Raw genomic sequence first — 20,072 nt, forward strand, 5'->3', positions numbered from 1 at the left:
TGTGCCTCCTCTTGACTTGCTCGGTGTGACTTACTTGGTGTGTGCGACGGGCTCGGGCACGCGTGTGCCCGGTGCACCCGAGGGGGCCGGCGCCGGGATCGGGACACCGGGCCCCTCACCGTTCCCGCCGGCGACCGCCGCGGCGCCCCCGTCGTCGAAGTTGCCGGTGCGTTCCGCGATGACGGAGAAGTCGAAGCTCTTCCCCTGGCGCGCGGACATGGCCCAGCAGATGACGGTGCTCACCGAGTAGGCGACGAGCGAACCGCACAGCGTCGCGTACTCGTGCAGGGATCCGATCGCGAACGGCGCGGAGACCAGCACGGCCAGCACAGCGGTGGTCTTCGCCGCCTTGAGGCCCAGGAAGCCGAACACCATCAGGCCGAGCACGACACCGATGCCGAGGACGGCCAGCACGTCCACGACGATGCCGAAGGCACCGTCCACGGGGATCCAGCTGAAGCGCACGGGCAGGAACACCGCGAGCGCCGCGAGCACCGAGGTGGTGAACGCCTTGCTGGTGACCTTCTCCCAGTAGAAGCTGGCCAGCACCGGGAAGACGAGCGCGCCCCACAGCGCACCGACGAAGACGAGCAGATCGAGGATGCTCAGCCGCAGACTGGCGAACGTCACGGCCAGTGCGGTGGCCACCACCATGGTGAGCCGGCCGACCAGCAGCATCGTCTTCGGGTCGGCCTTCCTCTTGCCGGCCACGCCCCGGCCGTAGATGTCGGCCATCGTGATCGACGCGAGGGCGGCGAGGTCGGCGTCGGCGGTGGAGGACAGCGCGCCGACGATCATGATGAAGAAGAGGGCCAGCAGCGCGGGCGGCAGATAGGTGGCGGCCATCTCGGGGATGAGGTTGTTCAGGTCGCCGCCGGTCGGCTCGAAGCCCAGGTAGAGGGCGAGCACGCCGAGCATGCCGACGCCGATCACCATGCCGCCGTAGCCGATGGTCGCGGTGATGAAGGTGGGCTTGATCAGGCTCTCCTTCACCGCGAACAGGCGCTGGGCGATGGTCTGGTTGCCGATCGCGTAGGCCAGCACCGCGGCGATGTAGGGGGCGCCCTGCCCCATGAAGGCCTCGCTGGAGAAGAAGCTCCCCTGCTGCGGGGTCAGGTTCGCCGCGCCGGTCTCGAAGACCGCCGGGAAGCCGGCCGCGAAGAAGATGAACGGGACGATCACGGCGACGGCGCCGAGCATCGCCACGACCTGCACGAAGTCGGTCATGACGGAGGCGCGGAACCCGGACCACAGGGTGTAGAGCAGGACGCCCGCGGCGACGCAGAGGACGCCCTGGATGAAGTTGAACGGCGACAGGAGCGAGATCAGCACACCGCCGGCGATGAAGTTCGACATCAGGCTGATGAGGCTGCCGACGACATTGGAGCCCGCGAGCATCAGCTGGCTGGAACGGCCGTGGCGGGCGTACATGACTTCCGCCAGGGTGTGCGCCTTGGGGGCGACGGCGCGGATGCGCTTGCCGAAGGGGTAGATGAAAAGGATCATCAGGGCGCCCCAGAGCCCGTAGTGGATGGGGCCCGAGATGCCGTAGGTGTAACCCGACGTGGCGGAGGCGTACATCGAGGCCGCCCAGATCCACGTCGCCGTCATACTGGCGGCCGAGATGCCGAATCCGATGTTGTTACCAGCAGTCATGTACCCGTCGGCGTTCTCTTCCTTCTTGCCGATCCGGGTCGAGATGAGAAAGGTCCCCCCGTAGAAGAGGACCAGTAGGCCAACGACAATCACGGCGCTGAACTGGGCCGTTTCCATGCCGTCCAACAGACGTACCTCCTTTGTCTCGCGGAGCCCGGCGCCGGCGACGGCACCCGAAGACTCGCTCGGGGCATGCCAAACACATCCGCGCGCCGTGGGCGCAGAGCGTGCTCCATCCCCGCCACCCGACGCGTCATCGCGCGAGCCGGGGGCGCTCACAAAACTGCGGGCCCTTTGGGCCCGCAAACCAGCCGCAGGGCGACAACTTCTACTGGCGGCGGCGATCTTCGGTCATACCCGAGATTCGCGGTTGGCCGCCCTCAAGCCCTGCCAGGCAGATAACAGATGTTTACACTTGAATGCTCATTCTGTCCAACTTCACAGGGATCACATCACCCTCTTTGCAGCTCTTTCTTTACAAGTCACAACTGCGACGGGCTACCGGCTTCCTCACCGCCTGCCTGATATGTGACGCGGGTTGCACGGCCGGTCGTGCGTCAGGGCGGTGGCGTCTCCGTGATCGCCGTCGCCCGACGGGCCGCGCTCCGCCGGGGAGGGGCGGAGCACGGCCCGTCGGTGACGGCGATGTGCTGTGCGATGCTCGTGGATCCAGTGAACCCGCCGCCGGAGCTTGACGACGCGTCATCCCACTGGTCGTCAGGCGTCCCGGCGCCGCAGGCTCCACATCCCCGCCAGCAGGGCGGCCGCGGTCCACAGCGCGGTCACCGCGAGCCCCGACCAGGGACCCAGCGGTCCCTCGTGGGTCTGCTGGAAGACCAACTGTCCGGCCCGGTCGGGCAGGAAGTCGACGACGGGACCGGCCGCGTCGCCGATCACGAAGGACACGACGATGAACGGGATCAGCAGGGACGGAGACGTACTCGCGCCTGCTGCACATGTGGGTGCCCTGGCTGCCGTTCAGCATATGGATATTCATCTCCCCGGATGCGCCGTGGGCGCCCGCGCTCGTGCTGCTCCCGCTGGGTCTGATTCCCTCGGTGCGCAAAGTCGAGGGTGCGCAGGCCCAGTTGATGCTGACGCCCGGCGAACGGGAGCCGGGGATCTCCCAGAAGCCGTCGGCCACGTGGCAGGACCGGCTGCGGACCGTGCTGTGGTTGGCGGTGCGGATGGTTCTGATGGGGCTGGTGGGGTACGCCACGGTCTGGCCGTTCTATCTGGCGTACCTCTTGGGTGAGAGCGCCACGGGACACATGCCCGAGGAATTGCCCTTTCTGGAGGATGCGCAGCCGCACTGGGCCTACGCCCTGCTGGTGCCGCTCCCTCTGCTCGCGGCGGGGCCGCTGATGGTGGGGCTCGGCAAGCTGGTCACCGCCGCCGCGCGCCGTCTGCTCGGCCCCTCCCCCGCCGAACGCCTGGCCGCCCTGGAGGCCAGGACCGAACAGCTCCTGGAGCGCACCCGCATCGCGCGCGAGCTGCACGACTCCATCGGTCACGCCCTGACGATCGCCGTGGTCCAGGCCGGCGCCGCGCGGGCCGCGGGTGACCCCGCCTTCACCGGCCGGGCGCTGGAGGCCATCGAGGAGACCGGCCGGACCGCCCTGGAGGACCTGGACCGGGTCCTCGGCATCCTGCGCGAGCCGGAGAGACCCGTGAGCAGCCTGCCGACGCTCGTGGACGCCGACCGTCTGCTGGAGTCCGCCCGTGCCTCCGGGATGAAGCTCGACGCCGAGGTGACCGGCCCCCTGGACACCGTGCCGGGTCCGGTCTCGCGCGAGGGGTACCGCATCCTCCAGGAGGCCCTGACCAACGCGCTGCGGCACGCGGGGCCGGTTCCGGTGCGGGCGAGGATGTGCGTCGCCGACGGCACACTGCTGCTGGAGGTCCGCAATCCGCTGGCCGAGGCGGTACCGGGCCCCGGCCGCGGCAGCGGGCTGCGCGGCATGCACGAGCGCGCCGCGCTGTTGGGCGGCCGGGCACGGACCGGCCCGGACGAGGGCGACTGGCGGGTTCGGGTCGAGCTGCCGCTGGGCTGAACAGGGGCGTGCGGGCTGCACAGGGGCGTGCTGATCTAGGCTGACCGGATGCCGATCACCGTTCTGCTCGTCGACGACGAACCCCTCGTACGCGCGGGCCTGCGGGCCGTGTTGGAGGCTCAGCCGGACATCGAGGTGGTCGGGGAGGCGGCCGACGGGGCGGCGGTGATTCCGCTGGTTCGGCAACTGCGTCCGGATGTGGTCGCCATGGACGTGCGCATGCCGCTCATGGACGGCATCGAGGCCACCCGCGCCGTGCTGCGGACGGTCGAGGACCCGCCGAAGATCATCGTGGTGACGACGTTCGAGCAGGACGAGTACGTGTACGAGGCGCTGCGCGTGGGTGCCGACGGGTTCTTACTGAAGCGGGCGCGGCCCGCCGAGATCGTGCACGCGGTGCGGCTGGTCGCCGAGGGCGAGTCGCTGCTGTTCCCCGCGTCGGCCCGGCAGTTGGCCGCGGAGTACGGCGAGAGCGGCGGCAACCGTGCGGCACGGGCCGTGCTGGACCGGGCGGGACTGACCGGGCGGGAGGCGGAGGTGCTGCGGCTGATGGCGCGGGGTCTGTCGAACGCGGAGATCGCCGGTCGGCTGGTGGTGGGGGTGGAGACGGTGAAGTCGCATGTGAGCGCCGTGCTGGCGAAGTTGGGGGCGCGGGACCGTACGCAGGCGGTGATCGTGGCGTACGAGTCGGGGTTCGTGGGGCTCGGGTGAGCCGGGTGTGCGCAGGTCGGTCCACCGAAGTCGGGCCGGGGAGCGGCGGGTTCCGGTTCTGGGTCGGGTATCGCGCCCGGTCGGTCGCCGGGGGCGGTCGTGCCGAGTACGATCCGCCCCACACGCGCACGAGCTGGGAGGACGGACGGTGAGTCGGCTGACCGGCGGGGATCCCTCGCTGTTGCGGAGGATCAACTCCGCGGTGGTGCTGCACGCGTTGCGGGCCACGGACTGCGCGACGCTGACCGAGGTCACCAGGGTGACGGGGTTGTCACGGCCCACCGTCGAGGGCGTCGTGGAGGGCCTGATCGCGGCGGGTCTCGTCGTGGAGGCGGCGGCCGAGGAGGGGGCGACGCGGCGGCAGGGGCGGCCGGCCCGGAGGTTCCGGTTCCGGGCCGAGGCCGGGCATCTCCTGGGCCTGGAGATCGGGCCGCACCGGGTGGCCGCACTGCTGGCCGATCTGGACGGCCGGGTGATCGGCGCCCAGGCCAAGGAGGTCGGCGAGCGGGTCGACGCCGACGGGCGGTTGGAGCGGCTGCGCGCCGCCGTCGCCGAGTTGCTGCGCCGGGCCGGGGTGCCGCGCGACTCGCTGCGGGCCGTGGGCGTGGGTACGCCCGGGATCGTCGAGGCGGACGGCACGGTACGGCTGGGCACGGCGCTGCCCGGGTGGACGGGGCTGGGGCTGGGCGAGCGGCTGAGCCGGTCCTTCACGTGCCCGGTGCTGGTCGAGAACGATGCCAACGCGGCGGTCGTGGCCGAACACTGGAAGGGCGTCGCCACCGGGACCGACGACGTGGTGTTCGTGCTGGCCGGGCTGAGTCCCGGCGCCGGTTCACTGATCGGGGGGCGGCTGCACCGGGGGTACGGCGGGGCAGCCGGCGAGATCGGGGCGCTGCATCTGCTGGGCCGCGGGGCGACCCCCGAGAAGCTGCTGTCCACCACGGACGAGCCGCTGCACCCGCTCGACGAGCAGGCGGTGGCCGAGGTCTTCGCCCAGGCCCGCGAGGGCGACAAGCGGGCCCTCGCGGCCATGGACCGTTTCATCCAGCGGCTGGTCCACGACGTGGCGGCGCTGGTGCTGGCCCTCGACCCGGAACTCGTCGTGATCGGCGGCTGGGCGGCGGGGCTGGACGGGGTCCTGGAGCCGCTGCGGCGTGAACTGGCCCGCTACTGCCTGCGTCCGCCGAAGGTCGCTCTGTCCCGTCTCGGGGAGGCGGCGGTGGCGACGGGCGCGGTGCGGCTCGCTCTGGACCATGTGGAAGAGCAACTCTTCGCCGTGGAAGGCACGGTGACGGCCCGCCGGTAGGCGGCGGGCGGGCGGCCCCGCCACGGGTCTCGCCTGCCGGCCCCGCCCCGCGCCCAAAACGTCCGGGAAGCGCTGTGCTCAGGAAGCGCGGCGTTCGGGGCCGTGGTCGATCTCCACGCCTCCGGAGTCGCCGAAGGTCAGCCGACAGGTGTCCGCGCGGTAGGTGGCCACGGAGAGCGCGGAGACCCGGCCCCGGGCGATGAAGCGGGTGGTGACGACGAGGACGGGCGCGCCCGGCAGGCGGTCCAGCTCCCTGGCCTCGTCCGCGCGGGCGGAGCCGAGCTCCACCGCGTTCTCGTGCCGCTCGAGCTCCAGGTGGCGCAGTTCCCGCAGTACCGCACGCGCGCGTGCCGCCCCGGAGGGGGCGTCGATGGCGGAGAGGCCGGGCACCGAGGCCGCGGGGACGTGGAGCAGTTCGGCGGCGACGGGCCGGCCCTCGGACACTCGGGACCGCCGAACGGTGTGCACGGGCTCGTCCCGGCCGGTCACCAGGGCCTCGGCGACGGCCGCGGGCGGCGCCTCGAGCGCGCAGTCCAGGGTCTGCCAGGCGTCGTCGGGCCCGCCCGGCCAGGCCTGCCGCGCCGTACCGACGGCCACACCCATGCGCGGCGGGGCGACGGTGGTGCCCACACCGCGGCGGCGCTCCAGCCTGCCTTCCAGTTCCAGCTGCTCCAGTGCCTGGCGCAGCGTGGCACGGGCCACGCCGAAGCGGGCGGCGAGGTCGCGCTCGTTGGGCAGGATCTCGCCTACGGAGAACTCCGAGTCCAGCGCCTCGCTGAGCACGGTCCTGAGGTGCCAGTACTTCGGTTCCGGCACCGTGTCCAACTGCGTGGTCCCCACCCTGTCCTCCGCGATCGTCAGGTCCGGTGGCGTTTTCGCGCCCTTGTTTATTAAAGGTTGTTTCACTTATCTGCGACCATATGGCGGCCTCCACCCTTGGTCAATACCAATCGGACATAACGAGGGGGGCCACGCCGGACGACGCGGACCCCGTTGCCGGGTGGCCGAACCCCTACCGGGCCGACACCAGCGAACGCAGTTTGTCGGGGTTGCGGATGATGTAGACCGCCTGGACGCGCCCGTCGGCGACATCCAGCTGGACGACGGAGTCGGGCGTGCCGCCGGCGAGGAGCAGTGCCGCGGGGCCCCCGTTGAGTTCCAGGAAGCGGGCCGAGAAGTCGCCCCGGAGGCTCTTGCGGGCGACGCCGAGCACGAAGCGGCCCACCTTGTCGGCGGTCTCCAGGACGCGCAGCGTGGCGGGGACCTTGCCGCCGCTGTCGCCGACGAGACGCACGTCGGGGGCGAGCAGTTCCAGGAGTTCCTCCAGATCACCGCCGGCCGCCGCCGCCAGGAACCGCTCGGTCAGTTCGCGGCGCCGGACGGGGTCGACGTCGTAGCGCGGACGCCGGTCCTCGACGTGCTTGCGGGCCCGCGTGGCGAGCTGGCGCACCGCAGGTTCGCCGCGGTCGAGCATGGCGGCGATGTCGGTGTAGGGGTAGCCGAACGCCTCGCGCAGGACGAACACCGCGCGCTCCAGCGGGGACAGGGACTCCATGACGACCAGGACGGCGAGCGAGACCGAGTCGGCGAGCACCGCCTGCTCGGCGGTGTCCGGGGCGGTGTCGCCGAAATCGGTGGCACAGGGCTCGGGCAGCCACGGGCCGACGTACGTCTCGCCCCGCGCCTTGATCTGACGCAGCCGGTCGATGGCGAGGCGGGTGGTGACACGCACCAGGTAGGCGCGCGGCTCGCGGACATCGGACCGGTCCCCGCCCGCCCAGCGCAGCCACGCCTCCTGAACCACGTCCTCGGCGTCGGCCACCCGGCCGAGCATGCGGTAGGCGACCCCCTGGAGGACGGGACGGTGCTCTTCGAAGGCATCGGTCACGGTGTCGGTGCTCACCTCTCCATCCCAACCGACCCGTACGGTCCGTGTCCAGGCGGATCAGGGCGCGTCGCGGAGCCGGAACCCTGTTCTGGCCACCGAGGGCTACCCGTCGGTAGTAATTGCTGACAAGCTGTCTACGGCGTCAGGCGGCGTCCCACCGCGAGTCCCAGACGAGGAGCACCTTCATGTCCGCGACCGTCTCGTTCGAGGTCACCTCTCCGCACGGCCCGCAGACCGTGACCCTGTCCTACGCGCGCGTGGGCCGCGGCGAACCGCTGCTCCTGCTGCACGGCATCGGTCACCACCGTCAGGCCTGGGACCCGGTCGTGGACATCCTCGCCACCGAGCGCGAGGTGATCGCCGTGGACCTGCCCGGCTTCGGCGCCTCCCCGGCGCTGCCGGACGGCCTCACCCACGACCTGCCCACCATCAACGGCGCCCTGGGCGCCCTGTGCGAGGAGCTGGGGCTCGACCGGCCGCATGTCGCGGGCAACTCGCTCGGCGGACTTCTGGCGCTGGAGCTCGGCCGCCAGAACCTCGTACGGTCCGTCACCGCGCTGTCCCCCGCCGGGTTCTGGACGCAGGCCGAGCGGCGCTACGCCTTCGGCGTACTGATCGGGATGCGGCGCGTCGCGGAGCGGATGCCGCTGCCGCTGGTCGAGCGGCTCGCCCGCTCGACGGCCGGGCGAGCGGCGCTGACCAGCACCATCTACGCCCGCCCGGGACGCCGTTCGCCCGAGGCGGTGGTCGCCGAGACGCTCGCGCTGGCCGGTGCCACCGGCTTCACCGAGACGCTCCGGGCGGGCACCGCGGTGCGGTTCACCGACGACGTGCCCGGCGTCCCGGTCACCGTCGCCTGGGGTGCCCGCGACCGGCTGCTCATCCCCCGTCAGGGGGTCCGCGCCAAGCGGGTGATCCCCCGGGCGCGGCTGATCCGGCTGCCCGGCTGCGGTCACGTCCCCATGAACGACGACCCGGCACTGGTCGCCCGCGTCCTCCTCGACGGCAGCCGCTGAACGGCGCGGCGCTGTCCGCCCGGCCCGGCCCCGCGCCGGGCGGACCGGGGCGGTGAGGTGACGGGATGTGCCGGGACGCGGTGCTGACGGTGCGTCGACCCGCGCGGTGCGGCGGTGAGTTGTTCACTTGGGGTTTGCGTGCGAGCCGCGCCGCACGAGTACGTGTGGCAGCGCACACCGGCCGGAACTCCCTTCCCCTGGAGGCGCATCCATGTCCCCTCCCTCGCTCCCCGGCCGCCGCGCCGTTCTGCGCGGCTCGCTCGCGGCCCCGGCCGCCCTGGCCCTGCCCGCCGCCGTCGGGGCGGCGCCCGCGTTCGCCCGGTCCGGGCGCCCGGAGGCGAAGTGGGGCGTGCAGACCGGCGACGTGACGCGCGACTCCGGGCTGGTGTGGGTGCGCTCCGACCGCCCGGCCCGGATGATCGTCGAGACGTCGGCGACCGAGTCGTTCCGGCACCCGCGCCGCCTGCACGGCCCGCTGCTCGGACCCGGCACGGACTTCACCGGGACAGTCCGGCTGCGCGGACTGCCGGCCGGCGAGCAGATCCACTACCGGGTGCGGCTCGCCGACCCCGACGACCCGCGCCGCTTCGGCGAGCCGGTCACCGGTACGTTCAGGACGGCGCCCGCGCGGCGGCGCGACGGCGTGCGGTTCCTGTGGTCGGGCGACCTGGCGGGCCAGGGCTGGGGCATCAACCCCGACTTCGGCGGCTACCGGATCTTCGAGTCGATGGCCCGGCTCGACCCCGACTTCTTCCTGTTCAGCGGCGACACCGTCTACGCCGACGGGCCGATCCCGGCGACCGCGGTGCTGCCGGACGGCAGCATCTGGCGGAACATCACCACGGAGGAGAAGTCCAAGGTCGCCGAGACCCTGGCCGAGTTCCGCGGCAACTTCCGCCACAACCTGCTCGACGAGCACTTCCGCCGGTTCAACGCCCAGGTCCCGTCCGTCGTGCAGTGGGACGACCACGAGGTGCGCAACAACTGGTACCCGGGCCAGCGGATCACGGACACCCGCTACACGGAGAAGAGCGTCGACGTACTGGCGGCACGGGCGCGCCGCGCGTTCGGTGAGTACTTCCCGATGTCCACGCCGCGACCGGGCGCCCGCGAGGGACGGGTGTACCGGGTGCTGCGGCAGGGGCCGCTGCTGGACGTGTTCGTGCTGGACATGCGGACGTACCGCAACGCCAACTCCCCCGGCGACCAGACCGTGGACCCGCAGGGCATCCTCGGGCGCGAGCAGTTGCAATGGCTCAAGCGGGAACTGGCGCGGTCGCGGGCGGTGTGGAAGGTGATCGCCGCGGACATGCCGCTCGGCCTGATCGTGTCCGACACCACCGAGGGCGAGCAGCACGTCGAGGCGGTGGCCCAGGGCGACCCGGGGGCTCCACTGGGGCGCGAGCTGCAGATCGCGGAGCTGCTGCGGTTCATCAAGCACCGGCGGATCACCGGCACGGTGTGGCTGACGGCCGACGTGCACCACACCTCTGCCCAGCACTACCAGCCCGCACGAGCCGCGTTCGACGATTTCGAGCCGTTCTGGGAGTTCGCCTCCGGCCCGCTCAACGCGGGTGCCTTCCCGGCGAGCGCTCTCGACGGCACCTTCGGCCCGGAGCGGGTGTTCGTGAAGGCGCCGACCTCGTCGAACGTCTCGCCCGCCGGCGGGTACCAGTTCTTCGGCGAGGTCGACATCGACGGCGGCAGCGGAGAACTGACCGTACGGCTGCGGGAGCAGGACGGCACCGTGCTCCACACCAAGCGACTGCGGCCGGGACTGGTCGGCCAGTGAAGCGATAAACGGGCTATAAGCCCCATGAGAACTCTTTACTCGTCAGTCATGGCGTGTTGGCGGCCACGAAACACGATTCCTTCACAGTGGTCGCATGAGCCGAGACATGTCCGATGTGACGCACACCCGGCACGGCCGTCCCGCGCAGGGACAGCCGGAGGGAGGACCGACCACGCGCTTCACGGCGGCGTTCCACAGTTGGTGGGCACGCCGCCACGGTCACGCACCGCCCGCACCCGATACCGACGGGGCCGCGGAAAGCCGGCCGCCGGAGAGCACCCTGTGGCGGATGCGGACGACGGTACGGGACGCGCCGGGCGCGCTGGCCGCACTGTGCACGGCGCTGGCCGAGCACCGGGTCGACATCCTGAGCCTGCAGACGCACCCGCTGGGCGAGGCCACGGTCGACGAGTTCCTGCTGCGTGCCCCGGCCGACCTGACCGCCACCGGCCTCACGACGGCGGTGACGGGCGCCGGGGGCGCGGACACCTGGATTGAGCGGGCCGACGCCCACGATCTGGTGGACGCCCCGACCCGGGTGCTGGAACTCGCCGCACGCACGGCCCTGGACGGCGCGGAACTTCCTTTGGCAATAAGGCAGTTGCTGGGGCGGTGCACGATCCGTTCACTGCCCGCCGCCCCGGGCGGCGGGCGGCCGGCGCCGGAGGGCGTCCCGGTGGAGGGGACCCTGGAGGACACCGTGATGCGGCTGCGCGCCCCGGAGGGCGGCGTGCTCACCGTGGAGCGGCCGCATCCGCCCTTCACGCCCACCGAGTTCGCCCGAGCACGGGCCCTGGTGGAACTGGACGCCCGGCTCGGCCCCCGGGTCCCGCGCGGCCAGGACGTCCTCACCCTGCCCGAGGGCAGCGACATCACCGTGGGCCGGGCGGACACCGGCGACCTGGAGGCCGCGCGGGCGATGCACGAGCGGTGCTCGCCCGAGACCCTGCGCCGGCGGTACCACGGACCGGTCGGCGACGCGGACCGCTACCTGAATCACCTGCTCGGCCCCCGCTTCGGCCGTACGCTCGCCGTACGGACCGCCTCCGGCCGCATCGTCGGCCTCGGTCATCTGCTGTGGGACGGCGACGAGACCGAGGTGGCACTGCTCGTCGAGGACGCCTGGCAGCGCCGGGGCATCGGCACCGAGCTCCTGGCCCGGCTGGTGTCGATGGCCACCGAGGCGGGGTGCGGCCACGTCTACGCCGTGACGCAGGCGTCCAACACCGGGATGGTCGCCGCGATGCGCGGGCTGGGCCTGCCCCTCGACTACCAGGTCGAGGAGAGCACCCTCGTCGTCACCGCGCGCCTGGACCCGGCACGGGCCCGCCACGCGCAGGAGGAGCGGGAGCACGGCTCACGGACCGGCCGCCGGTAGCGGACCACCGCGCCACCGGCCCCGCGACACGGGGCACGGGGCACGGGGCTCGGGGCACGGAGCACGGGGCACGGGGCACGGGACACGGGGCAAAACAGTCCGACGGTGTCCGCCGGGCCGTTCGGCATCCGCGCGGGGCACAGCCCGCGCCTCAGTTCCGGGCCGGCGCCTCCGGCCGGTCGGCCGCCCCACTCGTGCGGCCGTCCTCCGGTGCCCCGGTCCGCTCCCCCAGCGCCTCGTTCAGGTCCGCCCACAGGTCGTCGACGTCCTCCAGGCCGACCGACAGCCGCAGCAGCCGGTCGCTCACTCCCGCGTCCCTGCGGTCGTCGGCGTCGACGATGCGGTGGCTGATGGACGCCGGGTGCTGGATGAGGGTGTCCACGCTGCCGAGGCTCACCGCCGGGGTGATCAGCCGTACCCCGCCGATCACCTCGTGCGGGTCCCCGTGCACCTCGAAGGAGACCATCGCCCCGCCGATGCGCGGGTAGTGCACACGGGCCACGCGCGGATCGGCGGCGAGCCGGCGGGCGAGTTCGGCGGCGTTGGCCGACGCGGCCCGGACCCGTACCGGAAGCGTCGACAGGCCCCGCAGCAGCAGATAGCCCGCCAGCGGATGCAGCACGCCGCCGGTCGCGAACCGTATCTGCCGCAGCCGCCCCGCGAACTCCTCGTCGCAGGCCACCACGCCGGCCAGTACGTCGCCGTGTCCGCCGAGGTACTTGGTGGCGCTGTGCAGCACCAGTCGCGCCCCGTGCCCGGCCGGACACTGGAGGACCGGGGTGGCGAAGGTGTTGTCGACGAGCAGCGGCACCGAGCCGCAGGCATGGGCGACGGCCCGCAGATCGACCTCGGCGAGGGTCGGGTTGGCCGGCGACTCCACCAGGACCAGACCGGTGTCCGGGCGCAGCGCGTCGGCGACCCCGGCCGGGTCGGTCCACGTCACCTCGGAGCCGAGCAGCCCGGCGGTCAGCAGGTGGTCGCTGCACCCGTACAGGGGGCGCACGGCGACGACGTGGCGCAGCCCCATGGAGCCGCGCACCAGCAGGACGGCGCTGAGCGCGGCCATTCCGCTGGCGAACGCGACCGCGGCCTCGGTGCCCTCCAGGCGGGCCAGGGCGGTTTCGAAACGGGCGACGGTCGGGTTGCCGAGCCGTCCGTAGACGGGCGGGCCGTCCGGTTCCGCGCCGGTGGCGGCGAAGGCGTCGATGCGGGCGGCCTCGCCGCGGCTGTCGTACGAGGGATAGGTGGTGGACAGGTCGATCGGCGGGGCGTGCAGTCCCTGCCGGGCGAGGTCGTCCCGGCCGGCGTGCACGGCCTCGGTGGCGAGTGCTCTCGTGGTGCTGCGCGTGTCCGCGCGTACGTCCTTGTCCCAGTCCATGGACCGAAGGGTGAACACAGGAGGGGTTGTCGGCGGCGATCTCCGTGTTACGTTCGGCCCATGGCTGAATCCGTCGTACTGGATCCGGTGGATCTGCGTCTGCTGGGGTTGCTGCAGAACGACGCCCGGACGACGTACCGGGACCTCGCCGCGCAGGTCGGGGTCGCGCCGTCGACCTGCCTGGACCGGGTGACCCGGCTGCGCCGCTCCGGCGTGATCCTCGGGCACCGGCTGAAACTGGACCCGGCCAAGCTGGGGCGGGGACTCCAGGCACTGCTGTCGGTGCAGGTCAGACCGCACCGGCGGGAGCTGGTGGGACCGTTCGTGGAGCGGATCAGGGCGCTGCCGGAGTCGCTGACCGTCTTTCATCTGACCGGACCGGACGACTATCTGATCCATGTCGCGGTCGCGGACATGGCGGATCTGCAGCGGCTGGTGCTGGACGGGTTCACATCGCGGCGGGAGGTCGCGCGCGTGGAGACCCGGCTGATCTTCCAGCAGTGGGACTGCGGCCCGCTGCTGCCGTCTTCGCCCTCGGCTCAAACAGGGTGACGGGCGGCGGGCCGCGTACCAGGATGGTCCGCATGTCACAGACCAACAGCCCGCTGCCCCGCGAGGTCGCCGACGCCTACGTCGACGAGCTCATCGCCCTCGACCCGGTCACCGGTACGTATCTCGGCGTGCAGGAGAGTTCCAGTCGTCTGCCCGATCTCTCGCCCGCGGGCCAGGCGGCGCTCGCGGAACTCCAGCGGGCCACGCTCGCCCGGCTCGACGAGGCCGAGGCCCGGCCCGGCGCGGACAGCGGCATCGAGCGCCGCTGCGCCCGGCTGCTGCGGGAGCGGCTCACCGCGGAGATCGCCGTGTACGAGGCCGACGAGGGGTTGCGTTCGGTCGGCAACCTGGGCACGGTCGCCCACTCGGTGCGCGAGGTGTTCACCGTGACACCGACGCAGACCGAGGAGGACTGGGCCGCGGTCGCCGAGCGGCTGCGCGCGGTGCCGGCCGCGCTGGCGGGCTACCGGGAGTCCCTCACGCTCGGCCTGGAGCGCAAGCTGTACGCGGCTCCGCGTCCGACCGCCGCGTTCGTCGGGCAGCTCACCGAATGGGCGGACACCGGCGAGGGCCGCGGCTGGTTCGAGGACTTCGCCTCGGCGGGACCGGACGCGCTGCGCGCCGAGCTGGACGAGGCCGCCCGCACCGCGACCGCGGCCGTGGTGGAGCTGCGGGACTGGATGCGCGACGTGTACGCGCCGACGATCGAGGGCTCCCCCGACACAGTGGGCCGGGAGCGCTACGCCCGCTGGGCCCGGTACTTCAACGGCACAGACCTCGACCTGGACGAGGCGTACGCCTACGGCTGGGCCGAGTACCACCGCCTGCTCGGCGAGATGAGGAAGGAGGCCGAGAAGGTCCTGCCGGGCGCCGAGACGCCGTGGGTGGCGCTCGCGCACCTCGACGAGCACGGCCGGCACATCGAGGGCGTCGACGAGGTCCGCGAGTGGCTCCAGGGCGTGATGGACCGGGCGATCGAGTCCCTGGACGGCACCCACTTCGAACTCGCCGAGCGGGTAAGGAAGGTGGAGTCACGGATCGCCCCGCCGGGCAGCGCGGCGGCACCGTACTACACGCCTCCGTCGGAGGACTTCTCACGGCCGGGCCGCACCTGGCTGCCGACCATGGGACTGACCCGCTTCCCGGTCTACGACCTGGTGTCGACCTGGTACCACGAGGGCGTCCCGGGCCATCACCTCCAGCTGGCGCAGTGGGCACACGTGGCCGAGGACCTGTCCCGCTACCAGGCCTCCGTGGGCATGGTGAGCGCCAACGCGGAGGGCTGGGCGCTGTATGCGGAGCGGCTGATGGACGAGCTCGGGTTCCTCGCGGACGCGGAGGAGCGGCTGGGCTACCTGGACGCGCAGATGATGCGGGCCGCCCGGGTCATCGTGGACATCGGCATGCACCTGGAGCTCGAGATCCCGGCGGACTCGCCGTTCCACCCGGGCGAGCGCTGGACGCCGGAGCTGGCCGAGGAGTTCTTCGGGGCGCACAGCAGCCGTCCCGCGGACTACGTGGAGAGCGAGCTGACCCGCTATCTGACGATCCCCGGCCAGGCCATCGGCTACAAGCTCGGCGAGCGGGCCTGGTTGCTCGGCCGGGAGAACGCCCGCAAGCGGCACGGCGACGCCTTCGACCCCAAGGCGTGGCACATGGCGGCGCTGTCCCAGGGCTCGTTGGGCCTGGACGACCTGGTGGACGAACTGTCGGCGCTGTAGGCGGCCCCGGTCAGCGCGTGAAACCCCCTTCGGAGTTGACGACCTGACCGGTGATCCTTCCCCAAGCTCTCAACTCCGTTCGAGCAGGGGAGACCCCAATCGCCTCGTCCGTGGCCAGCCACGCGATGAGGCGGGCGGGGTCGTCGGGCATCCCCCACCGCCCGCCGGGGAAGCGCGCGGCGCCTGATGGGCGGCTGTGGGACGCGGCGCACACGGATGACGGTCGCCGTCCGGTTCCGACCGCTTCACCGTGCCCGGCTTCGTGTATCGCGGCATGTGTGAAACGTGACAGGGCCGACTCCGGTGGGGTACCCGCGGGTTCGGCTCAGGTGACGCCGTGCTGCCGCAGCGTCGAGCCCGACCGGCCCTTCACCACTTCGAGTTGGGCGTGGATCCGGCGGCGCAGGTCGGCGACGTGGCTGACGATGCCCACGCTGCGGTCGCGTTCCCGCAGGGAGTCCAGGACGTCCAGGACCTCGTCGAGCGTCTGGTCGTCGAGGCTGCCGAAGCCCTCGTCGATGAAGAGGGTGTCCAGCCGGACCCCGCCGGCCTCGTCGGTGACGACGTCGGCGAGTCCGAGCGCGAGGGCCAGCGAGGCGAAGAAGGTCTCGCCGCCCGAGAGGGTCGCGGTGTCCCGCTCCCGGCCGGTCCACGCGTCCACGACATGCAGTCCGAGGCCGCTGCGCCCGCGCCCGGTGCGGTCGTCGGAGTGCACCAGGGTGTAGCGGCCGGAGGACATGCGGTGCAGCCGGGCGGTCGCCGCGGCGGCGACCTGTTCCAGGCGGGCGGCCAGGACGTAGGACTCCAGGCGCATCCTGCGTTCGTTGTCGGCCGAGGTGCCCGCGGTGAGACCTGCCAGGCGGGCCACCCGGTCGTACTCCTCGCGCAGCGGCGCCAGCCTGCGCGCCGAGGCGGTGGCCCGCGCGGAGAGCCGGTCGAGTTCGGCGCAGCGGCGGGCGGCGGCATCGCGTGCTGAGGCCGCCTCGCGCGTTCCGCGGTCCGCTTCCTCGGCGGTGCGCTGTGCGGCGGTGAGGTCGGCGGGGGGCTGCTGGGCGGCGGCCGCGGTGCCCGGTTCGGCGAGCACCGCGCGTACGGTGACCTCCTCCTGCTGCCAGGCCTCCAGCCGGTCCTGCAGTTCGCGGTGGGCGGCCGCGTCGAGGAGTGCCTCGGCCGCCGCCCGCGGGGTGGCGAAGCCTGCCCGGAAGGCGGCGTCGGCGAGCCGGCCGTCGGCCTCCTTGAGCCGCTGTGCGGTGTCGTCGGCGACGCGGGCGGCGTCGGCGGCGTCGGTGAACTGTGCGGCGAGCCGCTCCAGTTGCGCGGCGCGCGCGGCCACACTGTCCGCGTCGCCCCGTGCCTGCGTCAACTCCTTCTCCAGCGCGGCCTGTTCATGGTCCAACCGCTCCCGGTGGCCCGCCCGGGCGGCGGTCCGGACCGCCGCCTCCCGCTGGGCGGCGACGCGTCGTTCACGCTCGTGTTCCGCCTGTCGCAGCTGTTCCCGGACGGAGTGCAGAACGGAGGCGGCATCCCGGGCCTGCGCGTACCGCCGCTCCAACTCCTCGACTTCTTGGGCGATGTGGGCGGTCGGTGTATCCCCCGCCTCCGCTCCGGCGGCGGCCAGTGCCTCACGTACGGCACCGAGGCGGCCTTCCTGGTCGGCCCGGTGCTCCTCGGCGCTCTGGTGGGCGGCCAGGGCCCGCTCCTCCGCCTCGCGATCGACATGGCCGACGACCTTGCGGGCGGGGGCGGGGTGTTCGGTGGCCCCGCAGACGGCGCAGGGGTCGCCGTCGGTGAGGCCCGCGGCGAGTTCGGCGGCGATGCCGGTCAACCGCTGTTCCTTGAGGTCGAGCCAGTGCTGTTTGGCCTCGAGTGCCCGTTCCCGGGCCGCGCGGGCCTGCTCGGCGGCGTTCCTGGTGTCCTCGGCCAGCCGGTCCCGCAGCCGGGCGGCGGTCAACCGCTTGTGCGCGGGGTCGCGTTGCACGGCGAGCTCACCGGCCCGGGTCGCGGCCTCCTGCGCGGACTCGATACGGGTCTGGAGGCCGGTGCGGGTCTCCTCCCAGCCGGTGAGCCACGCCTCGGACTCGTCGAGCACGTCGTCGTCGGCACGCTCCTGGCGGTCCAGGTCGGCCCGTTCCCCGAGGAGTTCCGTGAGCCGCCGCTCGGCGCGGCGGGCCGCCTCCAGCCCGCCCAGTTCCTCGGTGGCCCGGCGTGCAGCGGCCGCGAGCCCGGCCGCACCCGCGTCCCCGAGGGCCAAGGGGAGCAGGGCGCGGGTACGCGCCTCGGCGTCGGCCGCCCGCCGGTGTTCGGCGTCGGCGGACTCCCGCAGTTCCAGGGCGGGGGCGACCGTCTCGGCCTTCCGGGACCGGTCCAGGCGCGCCTGCGCCTCCTGCCTGGCGTCGGCCCGCTCCGCCAGCCGTGCCGCACGCTGCCGTGCCTCGGCGAACCGCCGCTGCAGCCGGTCCCGTTCGCGTACCTCGTCCAGTGACCGGTCGGCGGCGGCCTGGGCGGACTCGGCCGCGGCAAGGCGGCAGTGAGCGACGGTGAGCTGTTCGCGGGCGGTGCTGCGGGCCACGGCGGCCGCGCTCAGCACGCTCTCGGCCAGCCCCGGTTCGCCCGGCACGAGGTCTGCCGGTTCCATGGCCCCGCCCGCGGCCTGCTGCATCCGGTGCGCGTCGGCGAGCAGTTCGGCGTCGCCGTCCCGTACCCGGGACTCGGTGGCACGGCGGCGTTCGGCGAGGCGCTTCTCCATGTCGGCGAAGCGGCGGGTGTCGAAGAGCCGGCCGAGCAGTCTGCCGCGCGCCTCCGCGTCGGCGCGCAGGAAACGTGCGAAGTCGCCCTGGGGCAGCAGGACGACCTGGCAGAACTGCTCCCGGCTCATGCCGAGGAGCTGGGTGATCTCCTCGCCGATCTCCTGGTGGGAGCGGCTGAGGTCCTTCCAGGACCGGCTCGCCGGGTCGTGTTCGCGCAGCCGGCTCTGCGCCTTGTCCAGGGTCGTGCCGGTGCCGCGCTTCTTCGGGCGCTGCCAGGGCGGCTGCCGGGTGACTTCCAGCCGACGGCCGGCGACGGTGAGTTCGAGGGTGACCCCCGTGCGGGTGGTGGGGGCGGCGTGGTCGCTGCGCAGCGCCATGCCCTGCCCGCTCTGCCGGGCCCCGGGGACGGAGCCGTACAGCGCGTAGCAGACGGCGTCGAGTATCGAGGTCTTGCCGGCGCCGGTGGGGCCGTGCAGCAGGAAGAGGCCTGCGGCGGAGAGTTCGTCGAAGTCGACGGTCAGTGAACCGCCGAAGGGACCGAAGGCGGTGACGTCGAGCCGGTGCAGCCTCATCGCGCCACCTCGTTCACGGCCTCGGCGGCGCGGACCGCGTCGACGGTGTCCCGCAGGACGGCCCGCTCGTGCTCGTCGGGGCCGGTGCCGCGCACATGGGCGACGAAGTCCTCAGCGATCTGCTGGTCGTCGCGGCCGGCGAGACGCCGGGCGTAGGACACCGACGGGTCGTCGGGTGCGCGTTCGGGTGCGAAGACGAGGCTCAGGGTGTGCGGGAAGCGTTCGATGAGCCGGGCCATGGGGTCGGCGGGGCGGACCGGGTCGGTGAGCGTGGCCTCGACCCACGCCTCCCGGTGCCGCGCGAGGGCGGGGTCGGCGAGCAGTTCCTCCAGGGTGCCGCGGATCCGGGCGAGGGCACGCGGCACCGGGCAGTCGAGCCGCTCGGCGGTGACCGTTCCGTCGGCGGCCAGGTCGACGAGCCACATGCTCTTGCGGTGATCCGCCTCCGAGAAGGAGTACGGCAGCGGAGAGCCGGAGTAGCGCACCCGCTCGGTGATGGTCTGACAGCCGTGCAGATGGCCGAGCGCCACGTAGTCGACGCCGTCGAACACTCCGGCGGGCACGGCGGCGACCCCGCCGACGGTGATGTCCCGCTCACTGTCGCTCGGTGCGCCGCCGGTGACGAAGGCATGCGCGAGGACTACGGACCGGGTGCCGTGCGGGCGGGCGGCGAGGTCGGCGCGGACCCGGTCCATGGCGGCCGCGAGCACCGCCTCGTGGCCTGCCTTCTCCACTCCGAACTCGTCCTTCACCAGTGCCGGTTCCAGATAGGGCAGCCCGTAGAAGGCGACCTCCCCGTACGCGTCGGACAGCAGCACGGGGGTGCCGCTCGCCGCGGGGTCGGTCCGCAGATGGATGCCCGCGCGTCCGATGAGTCCGGCGCCGACGCCGAGACGGCGGGCCGAGTCGTGGTTCCCGGAGATCATCACCGTCGGCACACCGAGCTCGGCGAGGCGGTGCAGGGCGTCGTCGAACAGCTCCACCGCGGCGAGCGGCGGCACCGCACGGTCGTACACGTCTCCCGACACGACCACCGCGTCGACGGCGTGCTCGCGCACGGTCGCCACCAGGTGGCCGATGAACTCGGCCTGGGCACCGAGCATGCCGACCCGGTGGAACGACCGGCCGAGGTGCCAGTCTGAAGTGTGCAGCAATTTCATGAAATCGCTCTGACCTGCACGTTTACCCCTACTATGCCTCTAAAACCAGCACGAACCAGCCCGGGCTCGCCGTCAACCCCCGCCACGCTATCGCCTGTCGCCCCCTGATCCATCACTGACCTTAAATCACCCTGGGCAAAT

General features: G+C 72.7%; 14 protein-coding genes and 1 pseudogene. 8 read left to right on the forward strand and 7 right to left on the reverse strand.

The features are described 5' to 3' along the window. Positions 1-30: 30 nt before the first annotated feature. Positions 31-1,773 carry a sodium:solute symporter family protein gene (locus tag ACVW19_RS00405; protein ID WP_457456038.1) on the reverse strand — a complete coding sequence of 581 codons (1,743 nt, stop codon included), beginning with the start codon at positions 1,771-1,773 and terminating at the stop codon, positions 31-33. A 600-nt stretch (positions 1,774-2,373) separates the two neighbouring features. Beyond that, positions 2,374-2,586: pseudogene (locus ACVW19_RS00410) on the reverse strand (ABC transporter permease); the annotation flags it as partial. A gap of 26 nt (positions 2,587-2,612) precedes the next feature. Here ACVW19_RS00410 and ACVW19_RS00415 point away from each other — a divergent pair. From ACVW19_RS00415 to ACVW19_RS00425, 3 genes are all read left to right on the forward strand, one after another. Continuing rightward, on the forward strand, positions 2,613-3,710 hold the full coding sequence (locus ACVW19_RS00415; RefSeq protein ID WP_457455432.1) for a sensor histidine kinase: 1,098 nt from the start codon (positions 2,613-2,615) through the stop codon (positions 3,708-3,710). A 48-nt stretch (positions 3,711-3,758) separates the two neighbouring features. Then, positions 3,759-4,421, forward strand: coding sequence for a response regulator (locus ACVW19_RS00420; RefSeq protein ID WP_457455434.1), 663 nt, complete (start codon positions 3,759-3,761; stop codon positions 4,419-4,421). 148 nt (positions 4,422-4,569) lie between these two features. Then, positions 4,570-5,727 (forward strand): ROK family transcriptional regulator, encoded by a 1,158-nt coding sequence (locus ACVW19_RS00425; protein ID WP_457455436.1) that lies wholly within the window; start codon positions 4,570-4,572, stop codon positions 5,725-5,727. Between the two features lie 78 nt (positions 5,728-5,805). On the opposite strand, the gene ACVW19_RS00430 is transcribed toward ACVW19_RS00425, so the two are convergent. After that, the gene (locus ACVW19_RS00430; RefSeq protein ID WP_457455438.1) at positions 5,806-6,567 is read right to left on the reverse strand and encodes a GntR family transcriptional regulator; all 762 of its coding nucleotides are present in this window, start codon (positions 6,565-6,567) and stop codon (positions 5,806-5,808) included. Between the two features lie 172 nt (positions 6,568-6,739). Next, on the reverse strand, positions 6,740-7,630 hold the full coding sequence (locus ACVW19_RS00435) for an RNA polymerase sigma-70 factor (protein WP_457455439.1): 891 nt from the start codon (positions 7,628-7,630) through the stop codon (positions 6,740-6,742). 170 nt (positions 7,631-7,800) lie between these two features. On the opposite strand from ACVW19_RS00435, the gene ACVW19_RS00440 reads away from it, so the two are divergent. From ACVW19_RS00440 to ACVW19_RS00450, 3 genes are all read left to right on the forward strand, one after another. After that, a complete protein-coding gene (locus ACVW19_RS00440) occupies positions 7,801-8,631 on the forward strand; it encodes an alpha/beta fold hydrolase (RefSeq protein WP_457455441.1) in 831 nt (276 codons plus the stop codon). Positions 8,632-8,842: 211 nt separating this feature from the next. After that, positions 8,843-10,423 (forward strand): alkaline phosphatase D family protein, encoded by a 1,581-nt coding sequence (locus ACVW19_RS00445; protein ID WP_457455443.1) that lies wholly within the window; start codon positions 8,843-8,845, stop codon positions 10,421-10,423. 94 nt (positions 10,424-10,517) lie between these two features. Then, complete coding sequence (locus ACVW19_RS00450) at positions 10,518-11,801, forward strand: N-acetyltransferase family protein (protein WP_457455445.1); 1,284 nt, start codon at positions 10,518-10,520, stop codon at positions 11,799-11,801. 151 nt (positions 11,802-11,952) lie between these two features. Here ACVW19_RS00450 and ACVW19_RS00455 read toward each other — a convergent pair whose 3' ends face one another. After that, positions 11,953-13,179, reverse strand: coding sequence for a trans-sulfuration enzyme family protein (locus ACVW19_RS00455; protein ID WP_457455447.1), 1,227 nt, complete (start codon positions 13,177-13,179; stop codon positions 11,953-11,955). A gap of 60 nt (positions 13,180-13,239) precedes the next feature. On the opposite strand from ACVW19_RS00455, the gene ACVW19_RS00460 reads away from it, so the two are divergent. Both ACVW19_RS00460 and ACVW19_RS00465 read left to right on the forward strand, forming a co-directional pair. After that, positions 13,240-13,731 (forward strand): Lrp/AsnC family transcriptional regulator, encoded by a 492-nt coding sequence (locus ACVW19_RS00460; RefSeq protein ID WP_457455449.1) that lies wholly within the window; start codon positions 13,240-13,242, stop codon positions 13,729-13,731. Positions 13,732-13,763: 32 nt separating this feature from the next. After that, positions 13,764-15,452: a DUF885 domain-containing protein gene (locus tag ACVW19_RS00465; RefSeq protein ID WP_457455451.1), complete on the forward strand. Its 1,689-nt coding sequence runs from the start codon at positions 13,764-13,766 to the stop codon at positions 15,450-15,452. Positions 15,453-15,777: 325 nt separating this feature from the next. On the opposite strand, the gene ACVW19_RS00470 is transcribed toward ACVW19_RS00465, so the two are convergent. Next, positions 15,778-18,771 carry an AAA family ATPase gene (locus ACVW19_RS00470; protein WP_457455453.1) on the reverse strand — a complete coding sequence of 998 codons (2,994 nt, stop codon included), beginning with the start codon at positions 18,769-18,771 and terminating at the stop codon, positions 15,778-15,780. After that, on the reverse strand, positions 18,768-19,931 hold the full coding sequence (locus ACVW19_RS00475; RefSeq protein ID WP_457455455.1) for an exonuclease SbcCD subunit D: 1,164 nt from the start codon (positions 19,929-19,931) through the stop codon (positions 18,768-18,770). Before ACVW19_RS00475 ends, ACVW19_RS00470 begins: the two co-directional genes overlap by 4 nt. Positions 19,932-20,072 lie beyond the last annotated feature (141 nt).

Source organism: Streptomyces sp. TE5632 (genome assembly GCF_054061295.1).